General features: G+C 72.7%; 15 protein-coding genes, 2 tRNA genes and 1 other RNA gene. 7 read left to right on the forward strand and 11 right to left on the reverse strand.

The window, feature by feature from the left end:
• Positions 1-70: 70 nt before the first annotated feature.
• The 3 genes from ADK67_RS07530 to ADK67_RS07535 all read right to left on the reverse strand — a co-directional run bounded on the left by ADK67_RS07530 (position 71) and on the right by ADK67_RS07535 (position 3,415).
• Positions 71-2,320 carry a DNA polymerase III subunit gamma and tau gene (locus tag ADK67_RS07530; protein WP_053715666.1) on the reverse strand — a complete coding sequence of 750 codons (2,250 nt, stop codon included), beginning with the start codon at positions 2,318-2,320 and terminating at the stop codon, positions 71-73.
• 31 nt (positions 2,321-2,351) lie between these two features.
• Positions 2,352-2,446: signal recognition particle sRNA small type (gene ffs, locus ADK67_RS48155), an RNA gene on the reverse strand.
• A 51-nt stretch (positions 2,447-2,497) separates the two neighbouring features.
• Positions 2,498-3,415: an iron-siderophore ABC transporter substrate-binding protein gene (locus ADK67_RS07535; RefSeq protein WP_053715667.1), complete on the reverse strand. Its 918-nt coding sequence runs from the start codon at positions 3,413-3,415 to the stop codon at positions 2,498-2,500.
• A gap of 88 nt (positions 3,416-3,503) precedes the next feature.
• Here ADK67_RS07535 and ADK67_RS07540 point away from each other — a divergent pair.
• Together ADK67_RS07540 and ADK67_RS07545 are read left to right on the forward strand one after the other, a co-directional pair.
• Positions 3,504-3,588: transfer RNA gene (locus tag ADK67_RS07540), tRNA-Ser, on the forward strand.
• Positions 3,589-3,706: 118 nt separating this feature from the next.
• Positions 3,707-4,327, forward strand: a complete 621-nt coding sequence (locus ADK67_RS07545) for a hypothetical protein (RefSeq protein WP_053715668.1) — start codon at positions 3,707-3,709, stop codon at positions 4,325-4,327.
• Between the two features lie 63 nt (positions 4,328-4,390).
• On the opposite strand, the gene ADK67_RS07550 is transcribed toward ADK67_RS07545, so the two are convergent.
• The 5 genes from ADK67_RS07550 to ADK67_RS07570 all read right to left on the reverse strand — a co-directional run bounded on the left by ADK67_RS07550 (position 4,391) and on the right by ADK67_RS07570 (position 9,425).
• Positions 4,391-6,841, reverse strand: a complete 2,451-nt coding sequence (locus tag ADK67_RS07550) for an endonuclease/exonuclease/phosphatase family protein (protein ID WP_053715669.1) — start codon at positions 6,839-6,841, stop codon at positions 4,391-4,393.
• Between the two features lie 277 nt (positions 6,842-7,118).
• Complete coding sequence (locus ADK67_RS07555; RefSeq protein ID WP_053715751.1) at positions 7,119-8,039, reverse strand: glycosyltransferase; 921 nt, start codon at positions 8,037-8,039, stop codon at positions 7,119-7,121.
• Positions 8,040-8,303: 264 nt separating this feature from the next.
• Positions 8,304-8,388 (reverse strand) — tRNA-Ser (locus ADK67_RS07560).
• An 82-nt stretch (positions 8,389-8,470) separates the two neighbouring features.
• Positions 8,471-8,905 (reverse strand): nucleoside deaminase, encoded by a 435-nt coding sequence (locus ADK67_RS07565; protein ID WP_053715752.1) that lies wholly within the window; start codon positions 8,903-8,905, stop codon positions 8,471-8,473.
• 31 nt (positions 8,906-8,936) lie between these two features.
• A complete protein-coding gene (locus ADK67_RS07570; protein WP_053715753.1) occupies positions 8,937-9,425 on the reverse strand; it encodes a tRNA adenosine deaminase-associated protein in 489 nt (162 codons plus the stop codon).
• Between the two features lie 89 nt (positions 9,426-9,514).
• Between ADK67_RS07570 and ADK67_RS07575 the strand changes: the two genes are divergently transcribed.
• The 5 genes from ADK67_RS07575 to ADK67_RS07595 all read left to right on the forward strand — a co-directional run bounded on the left by ADK67_RS07575 (position 9,515) and on the right by ADK67_RS07595 (position 16,791).
• Positions 9,515-10,750 carry a M20 metallopeptidase family protein gene (locus ADK67_RS07575; RefSeq protein WP_053715670.1) on the forward strand — a complete coding sequence of 412 codons (1,236 nt, stop codon included), beginning with the start codon at positions 9,515-9,517 and terminating at the stop codon, positions 10,748-10,750.
• Positions 10,751-10,996: 246 nt separating this feature from the next.
• Complete coding sequence (locus ADK67_RS07580; RefSeq protein ID WP_053715754.1) at positions 10,997-11,947, forward strand: prephenate dehydrogenase; 951 nt, start codon at positions 10,997-10,999, stop codon at positions 11,945-11,947.
• Positions 11,948-11,956: 9 nt separating this feature from the next.
• The gene (locus ADK67_RS07585; protein ID WP_053715671.1) at positions 11,957-13,720 is read left to right on the forward strand and encodes a hypothetical protein; all 1,764 of its coding nucleotides are present in this window, start codon (positions 11,957-11,959) and stop codon (positions 13,718-13,720) included.
• 67 nt (positions 13,721-13,787) lie between these two features.
• Positions 13,788-15,593, forward strand: coding sequence for a fibronectin type III domain-containing protein (locus ADK67_RS07590; protein ID WP_053715672.1), 1,806 nt, complete (start codon positions 13,788-13,790; stop codon positions 15,591-15,593).
• A gap of 13 nt (positions 15,594-15,606) precedes the next feature.
• On the forward strand, positions 15,607-16,791 hold the full coding sequence (locus tag ADK67_RS07595; RefSeq protein WP_053715673.1) for a thiolase family protein: 1,185 nt from the start codon (positions 15,607-15,609) through the stop codon (positions 16,789-16,791).
• 35 nt (positions 16,792-16,826) lie between these two features.
• Here the strand turns inward: ADK67_RS07595 and ADK67_RS07600 are convergent, their stop codons facing one another.
• The 3 genes from ADK67_RS07600 to ADK67_RS07610 all read right to left on the reverse strand — a co-directional run bounded on the left by ADK67_RS07600 (position 16,827) and on the right by ADK67_RS07610 (position 20,459).
• Positions 16,827-17,453 (reverse strand): putative glycolipid-binding domain-containing protein, encoded by a 627-nt coding sequence (locus ADK67_RS07600; RefSeq protein ID WP_053715674.1) that lies wholly within the window; start codon positions 17,451-17,453, stop codon positions 16,827-16,829.
• Between the two features lie 189 nt (positions 17,454-17,642).
• Positions 17,643-18,854, reverse strand: a complete 1,212-nt coding sequence (locus ADK67_RS07605; protein WP_053715675.1) for a thioester domain-containing protein — start codon at positions 18,852-18,854, stop codon at positions 17,643-17,645.
• A gap of 393 nt (positions 18,855-19,247) precedes the next feature.
• Positions 19,248-20,459 carry a DNA cytosine methyltransferase gene (locus tag ADK67_RS07610; protein ID WP_082403291.1) on the reverse strand — a complete coding sequence of 404 codons (1,212 nt, stop codon included), beginning with the start codon at positions 20,457-20,459 and terminating at the stop codon, positions 19,248-19,250.
• Positions 20,460-20,533 lie beyond the last annotated feature (74 nt).

A 20,533-nucleotide genomic window follows, 5' to 3' on the forward strand; every position in this document is an offset into this window, starting at 1 on the left:
GGCCCACCGGGTTGCACCGCGGGTTCCTCTCTTCGGGGTCTGCCGCCGTTCACCAGCGTAGTCGCGTCGATCAGCCCTTCAACGGCCGAGCGCCAAGCTCGTCGGCGAGGAGCTTGAGCACGACGGCCTCCGGGTCGAGCCGCTGGTCGTCCGCGTCGCCGGGCAGCGCGGCCTCGGCCAGCATCTCCTCCTCGTCCACCGGCTCCGGCGGGAGGGGCTCATCGGGCTCCGGCGGCTCGGGTGGCGGCGGCACGTCGTCGGCCGGTGGCCGGCCGGACGGCGCCGGGCGGGTCGGCTCGGGCTGCCTGGTCTGGCCCGCCGGCTGCGCCTGGCTCGGCCTGGTCACCGCGGGGCGCTGCGGCTTCTGCGCCGCCTGGCGGGCCGGTGCGGAGGCCGCGTCGCCGTGCACGCACCGCACCTGCCACGTGCCGCCGAGGACCTGCGCGAACGCGGCGGCGATGGCGTCCGCGTTGCGCGGCTCGGCAAGCCTGCGGGCCAGCGGCGCGGAGGTGTGGGTGAGGGTGACCGTGGTGCCGTCGACGTCGGCGACGGTGGCGTTGGTGAGCATCGCCTCGGTGCTCCGGCTCGTGCCGCGGACCACGCCCAGCAGCTCCGACCAGCGCCTCCGCACCTCGACCGCGTCGACACCGCCGGAGGACGCCGCCGGTGCGGCCGGCTGGTCCGCGGCGGGCGACGGCACGCCCGCGTTCCCGGCGGGCGGGTGGACGTCCGGCGACTGCGCGGCGACGGGCGGCGCGGCAACGGGCGGCCGACCCTGCGGCTCGTCCGGCGACGGCGCGCCGGCTGACGGTGGGGCGGCGGGCGGCGCGGCGCTCGGCCGGCCTTGCGGCTCGTCCGGCGGTGGCGCGACACGGCCGCTCTGGTCCACGTCCGACCCACCGGCGTGCGCCGGAGCGGGCGTGCCCTGGTCTCCGCCGGCGGACCTCATCGCCGCCGACCGCAGCACCGGCGGCGTGGGCAGCCCGGGCGGGGCGCTCGGCGCGGCAGCCGGAGGCGTGGTCTCGGCGGGCCTGGCAGGCGCGGCGGCCTGAGCCTGCGGCGCGGCAGCTTGTGTCGCGGGCGCGGCGGGTTCGGCGGCACGCTGCGAAGGGCGCTGGAAGCGGGTGTCCGGTGCGGACCCCGCCGGTGCGCCGCCCGCCGGCGGGCCGTGGCGTTCCAGCTGTTCGACGCGTTGCAGCAGGCCGGACTCGACGTCCCCGACCGACGGCAGGAGCATCCGCGCGGTCACGAGTTCGAGCAGCAGGCGGGGCGCGGTCGAGCCGCGCATCTCGGTCAACCCCTGGTGCAGGATTTCCGCCCAACGGGTGACCGTCGCGGGCCGGGTCGCGTCCCGTTGCGCGGTCATCTTGGCCAGCTCGTCGTCGGGCGCGGACACCAGGCCGCGCTCCGCCGCGTCCGGCACGGCGTGCAGCAGCACCAGGTCGCGCAGCCGGTCGAGCAGGTCGGACGCGAACCGGCGCGGGTCGTGCCCGGCCTCGACCAGCCGGTCTACGGTGCCGAACACCGCCGAGCCGTCGCCGTTCGCCAGGCCGTCCACCACGTCGTCGATCAACGCCACGTCGGTCACGCCGAGCAACGCGATCGCCCGGTCGTAGCGCACCCCTTCGGGGCCTGCGCCGGACAGCAGCTGGTCCATCACCGACTGCGTGTCCCGCGCCGACCCACCGCCCGCGCGGATCACCAGCGGAAACACCGACGGGTCGACCGCCACGCCCTCGGCCGCGCAGTTGCGCTCCAGCAGCGCGCGCATCGAGCTCGGCGGGATCAGCCGGAACGGGTAGTGGTGCGTGCGCGAGCGGATGGTGGGCAGCACCTTGTCCGGCTCGGTGGTGGCGAAGATGAAGATGAGGTGCTCGGGCGGCTCTTCCACGATCTTCAGCAGGGCGTTGAAGCCCTGCGTGGTGACCATGTGCGCCTCGTCGATGATGAACACCCGGTACCGCGACTCGGCCGGCGCGTAGAACGCCTTGTCCCGCAGCTCGCGCGCGTCGTCCACGCCGCCGTGGCTGGCCGCGTCCAGCTCGACCACGTCCACGCTGCCCGGGCCGTTCGGCGCCAGGCCCACGCACGAGTTGCACTCGCCGCACGGGTCGGGCGTCGGGCCCTGCACGCAGTTCAGCGAGCGCGCCATGATGCGGGCGCTGGACGTCTTGCCGCACCCGCGCGGCCCCGAGAACAGGTACGCGTGGTTGACCCGACCGGCCGCCAGGGCGGTGCGCAGCGGTTCGGTGACGTGCTCCTGGCCGACGACCTCGCCAAAGGTCGCCGGACGGTACTTGCGGTAGAGGGCGAGCGCCACGTCGGCGACCTTACCGGGAGGGTCCGACAACGAAAGGGGACCCCGTGCACCCACCAGAGCCCGCTTATCCTTGCTGCCTTCCGGCCCTGGGGAGGTTCGCGAGATGTGTGCCGCACGAGGTCCGAGTCCAGTGTAACCGGTCGTCTCCCCCGGCTCTGCCCGCACCCACCGGTGCCGTCAGCCGAGGGCGGTCGCGAACAGCGGCACGGCGTGGTCCAGCGCGTAGGCCATGCCGAGCGACGAGCCGCTGGAGAAGGCGTTGACCAGGTTCTCGTCCTCCAGGACCAGCGCCTGCCGCGGCACGAGCGGGTTGGCCTTGAGCGCGGTCGCGTCGCCGCCGATGGGGAACAGCACGCTCAGGTCGGCGGTCAGCAGGTCCAGCCGCTCGGCGGAGATGTCGACGTAGAACGTGCCCGAGGCGAGGGCTTCGACGTCCTCGCGCAGGGTGAAGCCGAGTGCCTTCAGGAAGTCCGCGCGGGGGTCGCCGGAGACGTACGCGCCGAACTTGCCGTCGAAGTACGCGCCGACCACGGCGGTCCGGCCCTCGAACTTCCGGCCGGCGGCGAACTTGGCGTCGAGGTCGGCGACGATCCTCTCCCCCTCGGACACCTTGCCCAGGGCCTTCGCGACCAGCTCGACCTGCTGCCGCCACGACGTGCCGTAGGGGATGACGTCCTTCGGCGCGCCGATGGTGGGCGCGATCTTGGACAGCGTCGCGTGCTTCGCCTCGTCGTTGTCCGACCGGGTGTTGAGGATGAGGTCGGGCTGGAGCGCGGCGACGGCCTCGTAGTCGATCTCGGTCGTGCCCAGCAGCGTCGGCGCCTCCTGGTAGAGCCCGTCCGCCCACGGCCCGACGCCCTTGCCGCCGAACGCCAGCCAGTCGCTCGCCCCGACCGGCCGCACGCCGAGCGCGAGGGCGGTCTCGGCGTCCGACCAGCCCAGCGCCACGACCCGCGTCGGCGGCTGGTCGATCGTCACGGGACCGAACCGGGTGTCGACCGTCACACCGGACGAGGTCGGCTCGGCGCCACCGCCCCCTCCCCCGCAGGCGGCCAGCAGCAGGGCGGACAGGACGACCACGAGACCACGCTTCATTAGGCAAGGCTAACCGAACCCATCGGCGAGCGATGGAGTCGACCACCCGTTTTGGGGGACGCGTGGACCCTCCGTTAGACTCCACCACGGAGGATTCGCATAGTGGCCTAGTGCGCACGACTGGAAATCGTGTTGGGTTAACCCCCTCACGGGTTCAAATCCCGTATCCTCCGCAGACCAGAACCCCGGTCACCACCAAGGTGACCGGGGTTCTGTCATTGCCGGATGCAACGCCGCGGGCACCTCGGAGCGTTTAACCAGTGATCGACTGATTACTGGGAGGACACGCACATGAGGATCGTCACGACGGCCGCCGCGGTCGCCGCTGCCGCCACCGGCCTGTTCGCCGGCGGTGTCGCCACGGCCGCGGCCGAGGTCGGCGCGAGCGGGCCGCCGCAGTACTCCGCCACCACGTGGCACGAGGTCAACGTCCGGCACTGCCCTTCGACGTCGTGCACGCAGGCGCCGGGCAGCCCGATCCCGGCCAGCTCGACGGTCGGGGTGTACTGCTGGGTGCACGGCCAGTCGGTCACGGACTTCGGCTACACCAACGACGTGTGGCTGAACATCGGCAGGCAGGACGGCGGCACGCAGTGGTCCAGCGCCATCTACTTCGTCGGCGACGAGTTCGCCAACCTGCCGAAGGAAGCGCACTGCGCTGACTCGCCCCAGCCGCCCACCACCACCCCGAGGCCGACCTCCACCACCAAGCCCGGCCCGACCACCACGCCGGCGCCCACCACGACCACGCGGCCCAGCCCGACCACCACCACGGCTGCGCCCACCACCACTACGCGGCCGAGCCCTTCGACCACGCCCCGCCCGACCACGACGACCACCAGGCCGTCCACCCCGACCGCACCGAGCACGACCTACGTGACCACGACCAGGTCCGCGCCCGCCGGGGGCTGATCGCCGCGAAACGCGAAGGCCCCCTCGGACCACGTGTCCGAGGGGGCCTGTCCGCTGCCGGGGTCAGTGCCTGGGCAGGTGTTCCACGATGTCCTCCAGCACGAACACCAACTGGTCGACGTGGGCGTTGCCGGTGCTCGGGCGCAGCTTCACGACCTGCGGGTCGTGGTCGCTGGCCTGGTCGGCGAACTCGGCGTTGACGTGCACCACGTCGTAGCGGTACCGCGTGATGTTCGCGCTGATCAGGATGTGGTCGAGGGTCTGCGAGTTGCCCTCGAACACGTAGCTGTACCGCTCGGTCGCGGGCAGGGTGTCCATCAGGGCCACCACGTCGCCGTTGCCGGTCAGCGTGCCGACCGCCGGGGAGAACTGGTAGTCGTTGATGTCACCCGCGAGGACCACGTTGGCGCCCTTGTCGACCGCCTTGACCTGGTCCACGAACCCGCGCAGCAGCGCGGCCTGCTTGGCGCGCTGCACCTCCGAACTGCGCACCGGCTCCTGGTAGCGGCCGTGCATGGCCTGGTCGCCACCCTTGGAGTTGAAGTGGTTCGCGACCACGAACACCGTGCGGCCGCGGAACTTGAACTCGCCGGCCAGCGGCTTGCGGCTGCTGTTCCACGCCGGGTCGGCGGGCGCGACGCGGCCCGGCGACACCGACAGCGCGGCGCGGCCGTGCTGCTTCACGACGGACACCGGCGTGGTGGCGTCGCCGCCCGCGCGGTCCACGAAGGACACCCGGGCCGGGTTGAACAGGAACGCCACCCGGATGTTGCCGCCCGGCTCGCCGCCGTCGGCCTTGTTCACCGGGTCGATCTGGCGCCACTGGTAGCGCGGGCCGCCCGCGGCCACGATCGCGTCGGTGAACTTGGCGAACGTCGCGTCCGCCGCCACCGTGCCGTCGTCGGTCGCGCCGTTGTTGTCCTGGATCTCCTCCAGCACCACCACGTCCGGGTTCTTCAGGTTGCCCACCACGGCCGCGGCGAGGCGGTCGAACTTCGCCTGGTCGTTGGTGGCGGCCAGGTTCTCCACGTTGTACGTGGCCACCGACAGCTCGTAGGAGCGCTGCGCGTCCGTGACCTCCGGCGTGATGCCGCCCGGGACGTGCTCGCCGACCGCCTTCGTGGCCAGGGTGTAGCCGCCGAAGTTGGTGTACTCGACGTTGCCGACGGTCGCGCCGCGCCACACGTCGCCGACGTTGCTGACCTGCGGCGCCGCCGCGCCCGGCTTGACCTTGATCCGGCCGCTGTTGGGCTGGTCGTAGCCGAGGTAGATCGTGCCGCCGCGGGCGGTCGGGTTCTGGGTCGGGTTGGTGGTGATCCACGTCTCGCCGAAGCTGTTCGTGGGTCCGACCACGCGGGCGTCGGCCACCTGGACGTACATGCCCTCGCGGGACTCGTAGTAGTCCTGGCCGTAGGTCGCCGGGTCGAGCGGCAGGGACTCGATCGAGCCGCCGTTCGCGGTGGGCAGGTAGCCCGCCGGCGGGGTCAGGGCCTCCGGGGTCGGCAGGGCGTTGCCCTTGGACTTCACGGTGACCGTGGCGCCGGTGATCTCGGTGAGCGTCTGGTTGGCGTTGCTCGCCGCGTCACCGCCCGGCCGGTACTCGGCGACGGTGCCGGAGACCAGCACCTCGTCGCCGGGCTCCACGGTCGGGGCGAGGGCCGCGGTGTAGACGAACACGCCCTCGCTGGTGCGCGGGTCGTTGTCCGGCGCGGTGTCCTGGATCCAGAAGCCGCGGTCGCCGGTGGCGCGGGTCGCGGTGACGACGCCGGGCACGCCGCTGACCTTCTGGCCGAGCAGCGGCGAGATCCGGGTCGTGCCCTGGATGTCGCGGACGCGCTTGTCTCCCGGCTCGGGCTCCGGGTCGGGGTCCGGGTTGCCGGGGCCCTGGCCGTGGGAGTTGACCGGGGTCGGCGCGCCGATGGCGAAGTCGGCCGAGTTGTCGTCGGTGTCGGTCAACGCGGGGCGGGCGGCCGAGGTGGCGTTGCCAGGGTTCGCGGTCGGCGTGGTCTCGCGGACCACCGTCGACGAGCCGTAGCCGACCAGGTCGCGCACGCGGGGGTCGGCGGCGCAGTCGGCGGCGGTCTTGCAGGTCAACGCGGAGGTCTCGGTGACCAGGGCGATCGTGCCGCCGGAGCCGCCCATGGCGATCGTGCCGGTGACGTCCGGCGCGGGCAGCTCCACCGTGCCGCCGGTGCCCTTGGCCTGGGCGACCAGGAACCGCCCGCCTGCGGCGATCGCGCCGGTCAGCGGGGTGACTTGCCACTGGCTGGACGCGCTCGCGCTTGCCGGGAGGTACTGCACGCTCCAGCCGTCCACGGCGACCGGCGTGGCGCCCGCGTTCGCCAGCTCGACGAAGTCCCGGGTCAGCGTGGCGCCGGAGTTGCCGCCACCGCCGTAGACCTCGGCGATCAGGGCGTCCTGGCTCGGGGCCGCGTGGATCGGCGTGGCGAGGGCGAACGTCACGGCCGAGGCGGCGGTGACCGCCAGTCCGACGCGGAGCGGGGTAGGTCTCAACGGGTCCTCCGGTAGTTGGCGGGTGCGCGCATCCTCCCCGGATCGAGTGAACGGCGGAAGACACCGTCACTAACGGTTGACCATTACCTGACCTCGAACGTGTGTTCGAACGTAGGGTAGGGTCATGGCCGTGCCCCGCCGGTGGCCCTCCCAGCGCCGGCCCGGACACGACACGCACAACAGGGGCGCCGGCCCGGACCTGACGAGGCCCGGATCGGCGCCCGTGCGCGTCGCAGCGCCGACGAGCTGACGGCCCGCACCCGGTCGGTGCGGCGTCTCACGCAGGTCGGCGGCCTGCCGATCGAGTCGGTCGGAGCCGGTCACGCAACTCCGCGAGGGAACGGTCGAGGACGTCCGCTTCGAACGCCCGCGGGTCGTGCTTCTCCGGCTCGTACTCCGCCATCAGTCGATGGGCGGACTCGAACCAGCCCTTGAGGTGCGCCACCTCGTCGGGTTCGACCCGACCACGCCTGACCGCGTGCTCGACGAGCAGGCTGAACTCCTGTGCCATCAGTTCAGGCTTCGGCCGCTGCGGGTTCATCCAGTCGTCCGCCAGGACCGGGCGCATCCGCAGCGCGCGGTTGTTCCAGTGGAGCAGCAGGGCGAGGTCGGCCGTGAACCCGCCGGGCAGGGTGTCGGGCCAGAGTTCGCGCACGGCCGCTCGCTGTCCCGTCCACGGCGTCGAACCGACCTTCGGCAGCAGTTCGGGGAACAGCGTCCCCGCGAGCGGCGCGAAGAAGCCGCACAGCCAGAGTTGCGGGTAGAGCGGACGCCAGTACAGGTCGGACACGGTCGCGTCGGCGATCCCGTTCAAGATCGGCCCCACCAGCAACGGCACCAGTGGAGGGTCGCCGTAATACCGGAGATCGCCATCCACCAGGCAGATGACGTCACCGGTGCTCGCCTTGACGCCCGCCACGATCGCCGCGCCCTTGCCTATACCGGCCTCGACCACCACCGCCCCGGCCAACCGCGCCACCGCTGCCGTTCGATCGGTGCAGCCACTCGCGCTGACGATCACCTGCCCCGGCACGTCCAGCATCTCCAGGCCACGCGCCGATTCCGAGACGACCTCGGCAATCGTCTCTTCCTCGTTGTGAGCGGGAATGACCACGCTGACATCGGCCACCCTGCGCCGCAACGTCCGACCGGCGACCAGGTCGATGCCCAACGCCGGGTTGATGGGCGGCAAGGTCAAGTCGATCACCCTTCACGTCGTCGGCTCCGGATCTCCGCTGGGTTCGCCGGCACCACACCACCGGCGATCGAACACCAGGACCGCACCGCCGACAACCACCTGCGGCCGGACGCGGCGGCTCGGGCGCGGCGGGCCGTGCGGGACGACAGACGACGGTGACGAGGGAGACCGGCCACCAAGCACCCGTACCGGCCGCTGCAACCTGCAATGCCACTGAACGTCAGAACCCCGGTTGCCATGATCGGCAACCGGGGCTCTGAGCAGCGGTGGCGGTGGGATTTGAACCCACGGAGGCTTGCACCTCACACGCTTTCGAGGCGTGCTCCTTCGGCCGCTCGGACACGCCACCGCCGAGAACAATACAAGACCGGTGGGCTCCGGCCCAACAGGGGGTGGTCGGCGGGATCTGCGCTGGTCAGGGCGGTGTGAGGTCAGAGGTCGGCGAAGAACGACTCCAGCAGGGCCGCGCAGCGCTCCGCCAGGACGCCGCCGACCACTTCCGGGCGGTGGTTGAGGCGGCGGTCGCGGACGACGTCCCACAGGGAGCCGGCGGCGCCGGTCCGGGGTTCCCAGCAGCCGAAGACCACGCGGTCCACGCGGGCCAGGACGAGGGCGCCCGCGCACATCGTGCACGGCTCCACGGTCACCGCCAGGGTGCAGCCGGTGAGCCGCCAGCCGTCGCCGTGGACCGCGGCGGCGGCGCGGAGGGCCAGGACCTCGGCGTGCGCGGTCGGGTCGCCCAGGGCTTCGCGGGCGTTGCAGGCGCGCGCCAGCTCGGCGCCGTCGGGGCCGTAGACGATCGCGCCGATGGGGATGTCGCCCGTCCTGGGCGCCTCGGCGGCGACCTCCAGGGCGGCTTCGACCATCGCCTCGTCGGACGCGTGGCTGATCACGCCGTCACGCCTGGAGGCTGTCCAGCAGCTTGGTGAACTCGTCGCCGAACCCGCAGCGCTGCGCCACCATCTGCAGCTGCTCGTCCGGGTACAGGTCGACCTCGTCCACGATCACCTGCATCTCGTGCTGCGGCATGCCGAGGTCGGCGAGCACCGCGAGGTCGCCCTCGGGCCAGAGCTCGTCGTCCTCCTCGTCCGGCGGGTCGACCCGGAGCAGGTCGAGCACGTCGGCGGCGATGTCGTAGTCGAGCGCGGCCGCGGCGTCGGACAGCAGGAGGGACACCCCTCCCGGCACCGGGCGCAGGACGATGAAGAACTCGTCGTCCACCGCCAGCAGTCCGAAGACGGCACCCGTCGAACGCAGTTGGCGCAGTTCCGTGATCGCCGCGTCGAGCTCGGACAGCGCCGAGCTGTCCATCTTGCTGCACCGCCATCGGCCGTCCTCACGAACCACCGCGACAGCGAAGCCGTTGACCGGCTCCTGGTGTGCCATGTGCACACCGTAGGGCCACGCCGCGGCACCCGGTAGCACGGGGGCCTCGGCCACGGGCACGGGGGGCTGAGCGATGCCACTATCGAGGGATGAGCACAACTCTGCCGAACGCACGGACGACCGCCCCCGAGCCCCGGTTCACCGGGCTGGTGGAGGCCGCCCGAGCCCTCCAGCCCAGGACAGTGGCGTTGCGACGGCAGGTGCACCGGCACCCGGAGCAGGGCTTGGACCTGCCCGCGACCCAGGCCGCGATCCAGCACGCGCTGTCCGGCCTGCCGGTCGAGGTGACCACCGGCGAGTCCAGCAGCTCGGTCACCGCGGTGCTGCGCGGCGGCAAGCCGGGGCCGACCGTCCTGCTGCGCGGCGACATGGACGCGCTGCCGCTGCAGGAGGAGACGGGCCTGGCGTACGCCTCCGAGATCGACGGCTCCATGCACGCCTGCGGCCACGACACGCACGTCGCGATGCTCGCCTCCGCCGCCCGCCTGCTCTCCTCACGCCGCGAAGCGCTGGCCGGTCAGGTCGTGTTCATGTTCCAGCCCGGCGAGGAGGGCCAGCACGGCGCGCGGCACATGCTCGACGAGGGCGTGCTCGACGCGGCGGGCGCACCGGCGGAGAAGGCGTTCGCCCTGCACATCACCTCCACTCTGCAATCGGGCGTCGTCGTCAGTCGCCCCGGGCCGACGATGGCCTCGGCGGACACCTTCCACATCACCGTCAAGGGCCGCGGCGGGCACGGCGGCATGCCCCACGACGCGATCGACCCCGTGCCGCCCGCCGCCGCCATGGTCGGCGCGCTGCAGACGATGGTCGCCAGGCGGGTCAGCGTGCACCACCCGGCCGTCGTCACGATCGCCCGCATCGCCGCCGGCACGACGACCAACATCATCCCGGAGACCGCGCTGGTCGAGGGCACCATCCGGACGCTCTCGGAGGACACCAGGGCCCTGGTGCACCGCGAGCTCCAGCAGGTCGTCACGCACGTCGCCGCGGCGCACGGCTGCACGGTCGAGGTCGAGATCGTCTCCGGCTACCCGGTCACGGTGAACGACGACGCGGTCGGCCCGCACGTCCTCGACATCACCGCGGCGGCCCTCGGCGCACGGTGGGCGACGCCCATGGAGGACCCGCTGATGGGCGCCGAGGACTTCTCGTACGTGCTGCAACGGGTGCCGGGAGCGATCGCCTTCCTGGGCGCCTGCCCGCGCGGGGTCGAGCTGGACCGGGCGGAGCCGAACCACTCGAACCGGGTGCTCTTCGACGAAGCCGCCATGGAGCACGGAGTCGTCGTCTACACCGCGTTCGCGCTGGACGCCCTGCGGTAGGACCCGCGGCGGTGCCACGCCCTGCGTCAGAAGAGGTGGCGCGCCCTGCGGTCGGAGCGGTGGCGGTAGGGCGCGCGGCGGCTGGTCGAGGTCGGGCGTCGGGTGGGGTCGGGGCTGTGGTGGTGTCCATGGCCTCGACTTTGCCGTCGCGGGCAGGGTGGGGCGAGGGTCGATCGGCGATCTGTGGACAACTCCTGACCTGTGGACAACTAGGGGCTGCCGGTCCGCGCCGGCAGGATGAGCGCCGTGCGAAGCGTCTGCGTGGTCGGGCTCGGGTTGATCGGTGGTTCGGTGTTGCGCGCGGCAGCCGCCGCGGGGCGCGTGACCTGGGGCGCGACCGCTTCGACAGCCGACGCGGAGGCGGCCCGGCAGGACGGCTACGACGTCGTCGACCTCACCGATGCGCTCGAACGCGCACGCCTGCACGACGCGCTCGTCGTCGTGGCCGTTCCGCTCCCGGCTGTGGAAGAAGTCCTCCGCGCCCTTCCCGACGGCGTCCGGCTCACCGACGTGGTCAGCGTCAAGGGCCCGGTCGCCGACCTGGTCCGCCGGGTCGCACCGCACGCGCGCTACGTCGGCGGCCACCCCATGGCGGGCACCTCCTCCTCCGGCTGGCCCGCTGGCCGCGCCGACCTCTTCCACGACGCCGCCTGGGTCGTCACCGCCGAGGACGACACCGACCCGGACGTCCTCACCGACGTCATGGAGCTGGCCTTCGCGGCGAAAGCGCACGTCGTGCCCACCACGGCCCTGGAGCACGACGCCGCGGTGGCCCGCATCTCCCACCTGCCGCACCTGCTCGCCGCCGTGCTGGCCAGCGTCGGCGCGGACGGCGGACCGCTCGCGCTCTCCCTGGCCGCGGGCTCGTTCGGCGACGGGACGCGCGTCGCGGGCAGCCGACCCGAGCTGGTCCGCGCGATGTGCGAGGGCAACCGGAGCGCGCTGCTCGCCGCCGTGGACGACGCGTTGGGCCGGCTCGGCGCGGCCCGCGGCTCGCTCGCCTCGACCGGTGGCCTGGCCAAGACGATCGACGCCGGTCACGCCGCCCGCCTGGCGCTGCAGAACCAGCCGCCGCACACCGACCTGACCATCGACCTGACCGCGCCCGACGCCCTGAACGCCCTGCGTGCCCTGGGTTCACGCGGAGGCCGGGTCGTTGCGCTGAACGGCACAACCGCGCTCGCACGCACCCCATAGGGTTCACCGGTGGAGCGTCGCAAGCTCATCGCCGTCGTAGGGGGTCTCGCGCTCCTCGGCGGCGCGGTGGTGGTCCTGCGCAGCGAATCCGCTCCCCCTCGCCCGCAGGCCTTCGAACGATTCCTGGACGAGAAGGTCGAGTACGTCCCCGACACCCAACGCGTGGCCACGCCCACCGACCTGGTGCTGACCGCGTTGGACCGCACGAGCCTGCGCGCCACCTGGACGGCCACCGACGGCATCGGCCACGGCGGCTTCGAGGTGCGCTGGAACGGCCGGACCCGCCTGGTCCGCGGCACCGAGACCGAGCTGGCCGAGCTGGACGCCAACGCCGAGGTCGCCGTCGAGGTGCGCGCGCTGGACGCGCTGGGCAACCGGTCCGCCCCGGCCACCGCGAAGGCCGTGCCGAGGCTCGCGTACGACGACGCGTGGCTCGCCGGCCTGATGGCGCCTGTCGACCTGTTCGACGGCCCGGAAGCGCTCAACCCGCGCCGCTGGCGGCTCTTCGACCGCGGCAACACCGACTGCCTCTGCCTGCGCCCGCTCAACGGCAAGCGGCTGGAGATCGACTGCGAACGGGTCGACCTGCAGTCCAACGTGCCGCTGCGGTTCAGCGCGCCCGCACCGGACGGCGCGATCGCCCGGGTCTCGTTCACCACCGACGGCCCGATCGGCTACCGGCCGGACGAGAGCGCGGTGCTGATCGCGCTGCTGCCCGAGCCGGTCCACGACCTCGGTCACCTGGACGAACCGTTCCCGCCGGGCGCCCTGGTCCTGCGCATCACGCCGTTCGGCGCGCAGTTCGTCCTGGGCGGCGGCCCGCCGCTCGGCGAGACGTTCGGCACCTACCCGCCGCCGACGCCGGGTGTCCGCCACCGCTGGGAGCTGCGCGTGCTGCCCGGCGCCGTGGTGGCGTTGCGCGACGGGGTCGAGGTGGCGTCCGCGCCGGTCGGGCTGCCGTGGACGTCCGCGCGGGTGCGCCTGGCGTTCCGGCAGGCGCAGGGCACCCACCTGGACACGTTCGGCATCGGCGGCGCGCCGGGCATGCCGGCGCCGGGCTCGGTGACGCCGCTCGGGGTGAGCGGCAAGGACGACGGCGGCGTGTCGCTGAGCAACGTGGCCAACTCGCAGCTGGCGGGCGCGTCCTCGGTGCGCGTGGTGGCGTCCGTGGTGGCCGAACGCAACGCGCCCATCACCGTGGAGCTGGGCACGCGGTCCGCGCCGGCGGTGTTCATGCAGCCGGACCAGGGCCTCCACCCCCACCGCTCGACCGTCGTGTACGCCGACTTCCCGCTGCCGTCGCCGGACTCGAACCCCAGGGTCAGGCTGAGCTCCGACGGCGGCCTCACCGCCTACGACGCGCACCTCGTCGTCGCCGACGGGCCGGACGCGCGCCACCCGCTGCCCCGGCTCGTCCACCGCGCGCTGCCCGACCCGCTGGTGCCCCCGCCGGCGGTGTCCGTGGTGCACGAGTCGGCGGACGACTCGGCGTTCCACCGGTTCCCGCACCAGGGCAGGGTGCGGCTGACGGTCGAGCTGGCGGACACCAGGGCGCGCGCGGTCGCCGCCGTCAAGGGCGTGGAGGTCGACCTCGACGGCGAGCGGATCGTCGTGCTGCCGACGAACGGCTCGGCGGGCGGGCGGCACGAGTTCCTGATCGACCTCGCCACCCTGTCCAGCGGCCGGCACGCCTTGGACGTGCGGGTACTCCCAGTGGACGAACGGCAGGGCGTGCAGTCGTACGAGCAGACGTTCGAGCTCCGGCCGCTCTAGTCCTTTCTTGGTCTCGGGTGCGCAACGACGTGGTGACGGCGGTCACCACGCGACCTAGCTTGACTCAATGGAACGTCGCCGGGTCGCCCTCATCGCCGTCGGTGTGGTGCTGTTCGCCGGGGTGATCACGGTGTTGCGGACCGCGGGCGTCGGCGAACCCGTCGCCGCGACGAGCGTGTCCGCGCCGCCGCCCACGTCGCTGGAGCCGTACGCCGCCGAGGGCGTGCTGGTCCCGACGGCCGGCCCGCTGCCGGACGTGCCCCGCGACGTGGTCGTGTCGTCCGGACCCCGCCGGTTGCAGGTGCGGTGGACCGGTGACGCGCCCGGCTACGAGGTGCGGTGGGGCGAGCCCGGCCGGCTCGACCACTCGCGGTTGATCACCGAGCGGGTGACCCAGCTCGACGGGCTCGAGGACGAGCGGATGTACGAGGTCGCGGTGTACGCCGTGGACGCGTTCGGGCAGCGCTCCGCGCCCGCGAGGTCCACCGGGACGCCGCACGCGCGACCCTCGGGCGACTACGCCCTGGAGGACCGGTTCGACCAGCCGGACGCCCCCGACCCGACCCGGTGGCGGTTGGCGTCACGGGGCAACTGCGCGCGGGCCACGCCCGGCCAGGACGACGACGGCCGGCGGTTGGTGCTCAGCAGCAACTGCGCGGCGGCTCCGGCGACGTTGCGGTCGCGCACGCCGTTCGTGCTGCGGGATGCGGACGAGCTCGGCCGGTTCGTGGTGGAGACCGACGCGCCCGGCGGTGACGGCGAGCTGATGCTGGACCTCGTGCCGGGGCCGGTGTCGCTGGTCAGCGGCGACCTCCTGCCGCCGGACGCGGTGCGGCTGCGGGTGGCGACGAGCGCGGGCACGACGTCCGTGCAGGTGGTCGTGCCCGCCGGGACGCCGACCGAGGCGTTGCGCGCGGTGCCCGCGTTGGAGACCGGGCTCAGCCACCGGTGGGAGCTGGTGCTGCGGCGGGACGGCGCGCGGGTGCTGCTCGACGGTGACGTGGTCGCGACCAGCCCGGCGGTGCCCGCGTGGCTCGAGGCGACGGCGCTGGTGTCGGTGGCCGGGCCGACCGGGCAGCGCGCGGCGATCAGCCTGATCGCGTTCGGCGCGGCGGAGGCGACGACGCCCGCGTGGGTGCCGGGGCCCGAGGTCGGTGTCCAGGTCGCGGTCGCGGCGTCCGAGACCGGGCCGCTGCAAGCGCTGCCGGGCGTGACGGGCGGGCAGCTGCGGATGGCGTTGCTGCACACCGACGCGTCGCCGGAGGCGCCGCCGTTCACCCTGTCCGTGGCCGGTGTGGTGGTGCCGCTGCGGCCCGCGGCGGCCGGTGCGCCGTGGCGGGCGGGGGTGGCGTACCCGGTGGTGGCGGACCTGCCGGCGGAGGCGGTGCGGGTCGGCGCGACGGGGAAGCTGACGGTCACGGTGGTGACCGGGCTCCGGGCCCAGGCGACCCACGTCGACCTGGAGCTGACCGGGTCGCCCTCGGGCCCGCCACCGAGCACGCTGAAGGTGCCGTTGATCGACCGCGAGCCGGAGCTGGCCCGCGTGACCGGCGCGGTGCTCGACGCGAGCGGCCAGACCGTGCCGGAGGGCGCGGCGGTGCAGCGCGGGCGGATGGTGTTCGACCTGGCGCTGGAGGGGCGGGCCGGTGCGCGGTTGGCGGGGCTGGCCGGGTTCAGCGTGCGGGTGGACGACGACCGGGTGGCCGTCGTGCCGACCGCGGCCGGCGGGCCGGGGATCACGGGCCGGTACCGGTTCGCGCTGAGCACCGGCGACATGTCGCTGGGACCGCACATGATCGAGGTCCGGCTGTTCGGCACGTCCGGTGAGACCCGTCCCACCTCGGCTTACATCCCGTTCTTCGTCGGCCGGTGAGAGGATGGGGCGCATGTCGCGTCCCCTCATCCTCGACGCCGCCCGCACGCCGTTCGGCCGCTACCGCGGTGGGCTGTCCGGTGTGCGCGTGGACGACCTGGCCGCGCTGCCCATCGTGGAGCTGCTGCGCAGGCACCCCTCGCTCGACCCCGCGTCGATCGACGACGTGCTGCTCGGCAACACCAACGGCGCGGGCGAGGAGAACCGGAACATCGGGCGGATGGCGGCGCTGCTGGCCGGGCTGCCGACGTCGGTGCCGGGGGTGGCGATCAACCGGCTGTGCGCGTCCGGTGGTGAGGCGATCGTGCAGGCGGCGCGGGCGTTGGCGCTCGGTGACGCCTCGCTGCTCGTCGCCGGCGGGGTGGAGGGGATGACGCGGGCGCCGTTCGTCGTGCCGCGACCGGACAAGCCGTTCGCGGACCGGTTGGAGTCGGTGTCGACGGCGCTCGGGTGGCGGCTGGTGAACCCGCGGATGAAGGCCGAGTGGACCGTGCCGCTGGGGCGTGCGGCGGAGGACGTCGCGGTGTCGTTGGGCATCACGCGGGAGCAGATGGACCTGTTCGCGCTGCGGTCGCACCGGCGGGCGTCGGCGGCTTGGGACGCCGGGGTGCACGACGGGTTCGCGTTCCCCGTGCAGCTGCGGGACGGCGCGCCGGTGCGGCGGGACGAGTCCGTGCGGCCGGAGACGTCGGCGGACAAGCTGGGGAAGCTGAAGTCGGCGTTCTCGGAGAGCGGGCCGGTGACGGCGGGCAACTCGTCGCCGTTGAACGACGGCGCGGCGGCGGTGCTGATGGGGTCGGAGGAGGTCGCGACCTCGTTGGGGATCACCCCGTTGGGGGAATTCCTGGGGTCGGCCGTGACGGCGGAGGACCCGCAGCGGTTCACCCTGGCCCCGGTGTCGGCGATCCGGAAGCTGCTGGGGCGGCTGCGGATCGAGTCGGCGGACGTGGACCTGTGGGAGATCAACGAGGCGTTCGCGGCGATGGCCTTGTCGGTGCTGCACCACTTGCCGGAGGTGGAGCGGGAGAAGGTGAACGTGCACGGCGGGGCGATCGCGTACGGCCACCCGCTGGGCGCCTCGTTCCCGCGCGTGATCGTGGACCTGTGCCGGCACTTGCGCGCGCGGGGCGGCGGCTTGGGCGTGGCGGCGGCGTGTGTGGGCGTGGGTCAGGGCATGGCGATCGCCGTTCGGGTGTGAACTCGCCCGTTCGCGCTGGTCGGAGCCCCCTTGGGTCAGATCCGGTAGGCGATGCGCGGGTAGTCGACGACCAGGCCCGTCCGGTCGACGGTGATGTCCTGCTCGAACTCGCCGTGGGTGAAGGAGACGACCGCCCGGTCCTCGCCGATCGACACCGTGCGGTAGCGCTGGCGGACCAGCTGGACCGACAGGTCGGGCAGGGTCACGTAGACCACCGGGATCTCGTGCTCGCCCTCCTCCTGCTGGAGGTTGAGCCGGCGGATCGGGATGGCGTTGAACAGGACCGCGAACTGCACGTCCACGTCCACCGCGCCGTCGAAGTCGGCGCGCTCCGCGCCCTGGCCCGAGTCGACCAGCCAGAGGCCCTCCGGTGAGCGGCTGACCGAGATCTGCCGCTCCTCCGACACCGTGGCGGTCCGCAGCAGCAGCCGCTTCACCGCGCCGGTCTCGCCGACCGACACCTCGAACGACCCGCTGAACTGCTCGGCCGGACCGGCGGTCACCAACCTGCCCGAGGCGCGGAGCTTGCGCTCCGAGAGCAGGAACCGCACCTGCTCCAGCCTGGGCACGTCGTAGCCCTGCCAGGTCACCATCTGCGCGGCGGCGGAGCGGCTGCCTTCCCCGGACGGGGTCGCCTGCTCAGCCGTGTTGAACGAGTTCACTCTCCACCCGGAACGATGTCCTTGGCCTGCGCGGCCACCGATTCGACCTGCTCTTCGAAGTTCATCGTGCTCCTTCGCACTCCTGACGCAGGCTACCCGAATCGACCGCTCGCACCCAGCGGCAAACCGGACCCCCACACGCGGGAACGGCCCCCTGGGAGTCCCAGGGGGCCGTTCCGCGGATCAAGATCAGGCAGTGCGCTTGCGACGCAGGAACAGCAGCGCCCCGGCGCCCGCGCCCAGCAGGCCGATGCCGATCAGCAGCGGCACGAAGATGGACGCACCGGTGTTGGCCAGGTCGTCGTCACTGCCGCCGCCGGCCGGGACCGTGGTGCTGGTGACCGGCGCCTCGGTCGTGGTGGTGGTCGTCGTCGGCGCGGTGGTCGTGGTCGGCGCGGTCGTCGTGGTGACCGGGGCCTCCACCCACTTGGCCTTCGCCGTGTCCTTCACGTCGGCCTTGGCCGGCTTGGCGATGACCAGCGACTGGGTCTTCTTCTGCTTGTCCTGGGCGACGAACAAGCGGCCGTGGTGCAGCGTGGCGGTCGTGTGCACGGTGAACTTGACCTCACCGGGCTCGACGCCCTCGTCCACCTTCACGAAGACCTCGCCGACGCGGGTCTCGGCCTGGGCGCCGAGGTCACCCTCCTGCGAGACGGGCAGCTCGTTGCCGTCCTTGTCGGTGAAGGTGACGCCCTGCGGCACCTCCGCCTCGAGCACCAGACCGCCCTCGGCCGTCGTGGTGACGGTGAACGGGCCGATCAGCGTGCCCGCCTTGCCCTCCAGCTCGGACGGGTCGATCGTCAGGGTCGGCGCGGGCTCCTGGTCCATGCCGACGTTCTTCTCGCCGGTCAGGTACTTGTAGACGGCGAGCACGTCGGCGTCGACGTCCGAGCCCTCGACGGTGGAGTTGTTCTCGCGCAGGTCGGCGCCGTCGCTGTAGTGCCAGATGGCGGCCTGGGTGCCCGCGATGAGCGAGCTCTCCTTGACGCCGTCCAGGCCGAACTTCTCGCCCGCGGCCTCGACGCTGAGCGTCGGGTAGCTGTTGTGCAGGATCCAGTTCACGAACTTGGCGTTCGTCTTGAACTTGGTGTCGTCGTTGGGGTGCTCGTTCCAGGGCACCTCTTCGAGCGGCGTGTTGTCCTCGAGCGGGGTCGGCAGCTCGACGCAGTACGCGGTGGCGGTCTGGTCGTCACCACCCTCGATGATCTTCAGGCCGATCAACTCGGTGTTGATCTCCTTGTCCTTGCCATCGAGGAAGATGCCCATGCCCTGCACGTTCGCCGGGCGGTGAGGCTTCACGACGACCGCGTCGGCGGCGGCGGGCAGCGCCGCAGTCATCAGCGCGAGCGAGGCGCCGAGGACCGCGGCCCCGAGACGCTTCGGACTCAACCGGGATGCCATTTGTCTCCTTGAGGCTCGCGAGGGTAGCCCGTTGGTGTGGTTCAAGGCGGCGGTCCGTGTCGTTCGGGGAGCTACTCGGCAGAGCGCTCCGACACCGAAACGACAGGAATCAGCCGAACACTAGCCGATCTGCCTTCACTCGATCGAGGACGGGTGCCACCGTGAGTAGAACAGCCCCCAGCAGCGGAAACGGCGTCCGTCCCTCCACAGTGGATGATCAAGCATAATCGACGGCCCGTCGACGATCGATCACCGGGCACCTGTTTCGACGGACCGCGAAACGGACACGGATTCCCGCAGTGACGTCATTCCCGCAGCTCAGACGGTCCACAGTGGATTGCACGTAATAGCTGCCGACCCGCTTTCGACGCCACACCGTTGCCAAACGGTGATCTACGCGACCAGGGCGGACGGCGTGACCGGGCGGATGTCGCCGACCCGCAGCGACGTGCCCGGCAGGCACAGGTCGCGCGCCGTCGGCGGCCGGCCGGTCAGCATCCACTTCACCAGCGACGCCAGCTGGTAGGAGATCAGCGGCGGCACGGCGTCGCCCAGGTGCCGGTAGGCGTTGCCGATCACCGACACGTCGAACCGGAACTTGCGCGGGAAGCCCTGGAGCAGCGCCATCTCCCGCACCGTGCACAACCGGTGCTGCTCGGGGTGCGCGTACCGGCCGTTGCCGACGTGCCCGCACTCCCGCTTGATCGTGCGCGCCGGCTCGTCCCACCATAGCCGGCCGTACACGTCCGGGTGGGAACCCCACTTGCCCTCTTCGATGATCTTGCGCTGGGCCGGGTTCAGCAGCTGCTCCGCGGGCGAGCCGACCAGGTCTCCCCACGACCCGCCGTCGGCCGGGATGGCCCGCATCCGGTCCAGCGACCGGTCGCGCCGGAACGACGGCGACACGTGCATCTCGTCCTCCGGGTGCGCCTCGCCCGCCTCCACCGGCGGCAGCTTGCCGATCGCCCGCCGCACCGTCACCGCGCCCGGCCGGACCTCCCAGCCCTGCCACAGGTCCTCCAGCGTGCGCAGCGGCACGCCGGCGTCCACCGCCACCACCATCGCCCGCTCGCGCAGCTGCGGCAGTCCGAAGCGCGACAGCATGTGCGTGCTGGCGTCCACTTCGTACCCGAGTTCCAGCAGCAGCTCGGCCAACCCGTCCAGGTGGTGCCGCTGCTTGCCCTTCACCAGCTCGCGCGCGTTCTCCAGCACCAGCACCCGCGGCCGGAACTCCTCCACGTACGCCGCGACCCGGCCGACCAGCGAGTTGCGCGGGTCGTCGCGCAGGTGGTTGGCGGGCGCGATCCGGGTGAAGCCCGAGCACGGCGGGCACGCCACCAGCACGTCCAGCTCGCCGCGCCGCAGGTTCCACACCTGCCGCAGCACGGCCGGGTCGAGCCGGCCCAGGTCGACCTGCAGCGGGTCGACGCCGATGTTGTCCCGGTAGATCCCGTTGCAGCGCAACGAGCCCAGCCGCGACGACGGCTTGCCGATCTGCGCGTCCGCCGCGCCGACGATGGTGAAGTCGCGGTGCGCCTGGAAGCCGAGGCTCATGCCACCGGCGCCGGAGAACAGGTCGACGACTTTGAAGGTGGGTCCGCGCACCGCGTGATCGTACGGTGGTGGCACCACCCACAGGCGAGTGATCCCGCCGGTACCGATGCCCGCGATCGCGTACG

This window comes from Saccharothrix sp. NRRL B-16348, assembly GCF_001280085.1.
Classification (GTDB): domain Bacteria; phylum Actinomycetota; class Actinomycetes; order Mycobacteriales; family Pseudonocardiaceae; genus Actinosynnema.

What these genes read in the sequence shown, in the direction of transcription:
- ADK67_RS07535 (WP_053715667.1), bottom strand. Translation starts at nt 3,415, where the DNA reads ATGAAGCGTGGTCTCGTGGTCGTCCTGTCCGCCCTGCTGCTGGCCGCC.
- ADK67_RS07545 (WP_053715668.1), top strand. Translation starts at nt 3,707, where the DNA reads ATGAGGATCGTCACGACGGCCGCCGCGGTCGCCGCTGCCGCCACCGGC.
- ADK67_RS07590 (WP_053715672.1), top strand. Translation starts at nt 13,788, where the DNA reads ATGGAACGTCGCCGGGTCGCCCTCATCGCCGTCGGTGTGGTGCTGTTC.
- ADK67_RS07565 (WP_053715752.1), bottom strand. Translation starts at nt 8,905, where the DNA reads ATGGTCGAAGCCGCCCTGGAGGTCGCCGCCGAGGCGCCCAGGACGGGC.
- ADK67_RS07570 (WP_053715753.1), bottom strand. Translation starts at nt 9,425, where the DNA reads ATGGCACACCAGGAGCCGGTCAACGGCTTCGCTGTCGCGGTGGTTCGT.
- ADK67_RS07595 (WP_053715673.1), top strand. Translation starts at nt 15,607, where the DNA reads ATGTCGCGTCCCCTCATCCTCGACGCCGCCCGCACGCCGTTCGGCCGC.
- ADK67_RS07575 (WP_053715670.1), top strand. Translation starts at nt 9,515, where the DNA reads ATGAGCACAACTCTGCCGAACGCACGGACGACCGCCCCCGAGCCCCGG.
- ADK67_RS07605 (WP_053715675.1), bottom strand. Translation starts at nt 18,854, where the DNA reads ATGGCATCCCGGTTGAGTCCGAAGCGTCTCGGGGCCGCGGTCCTCGGC.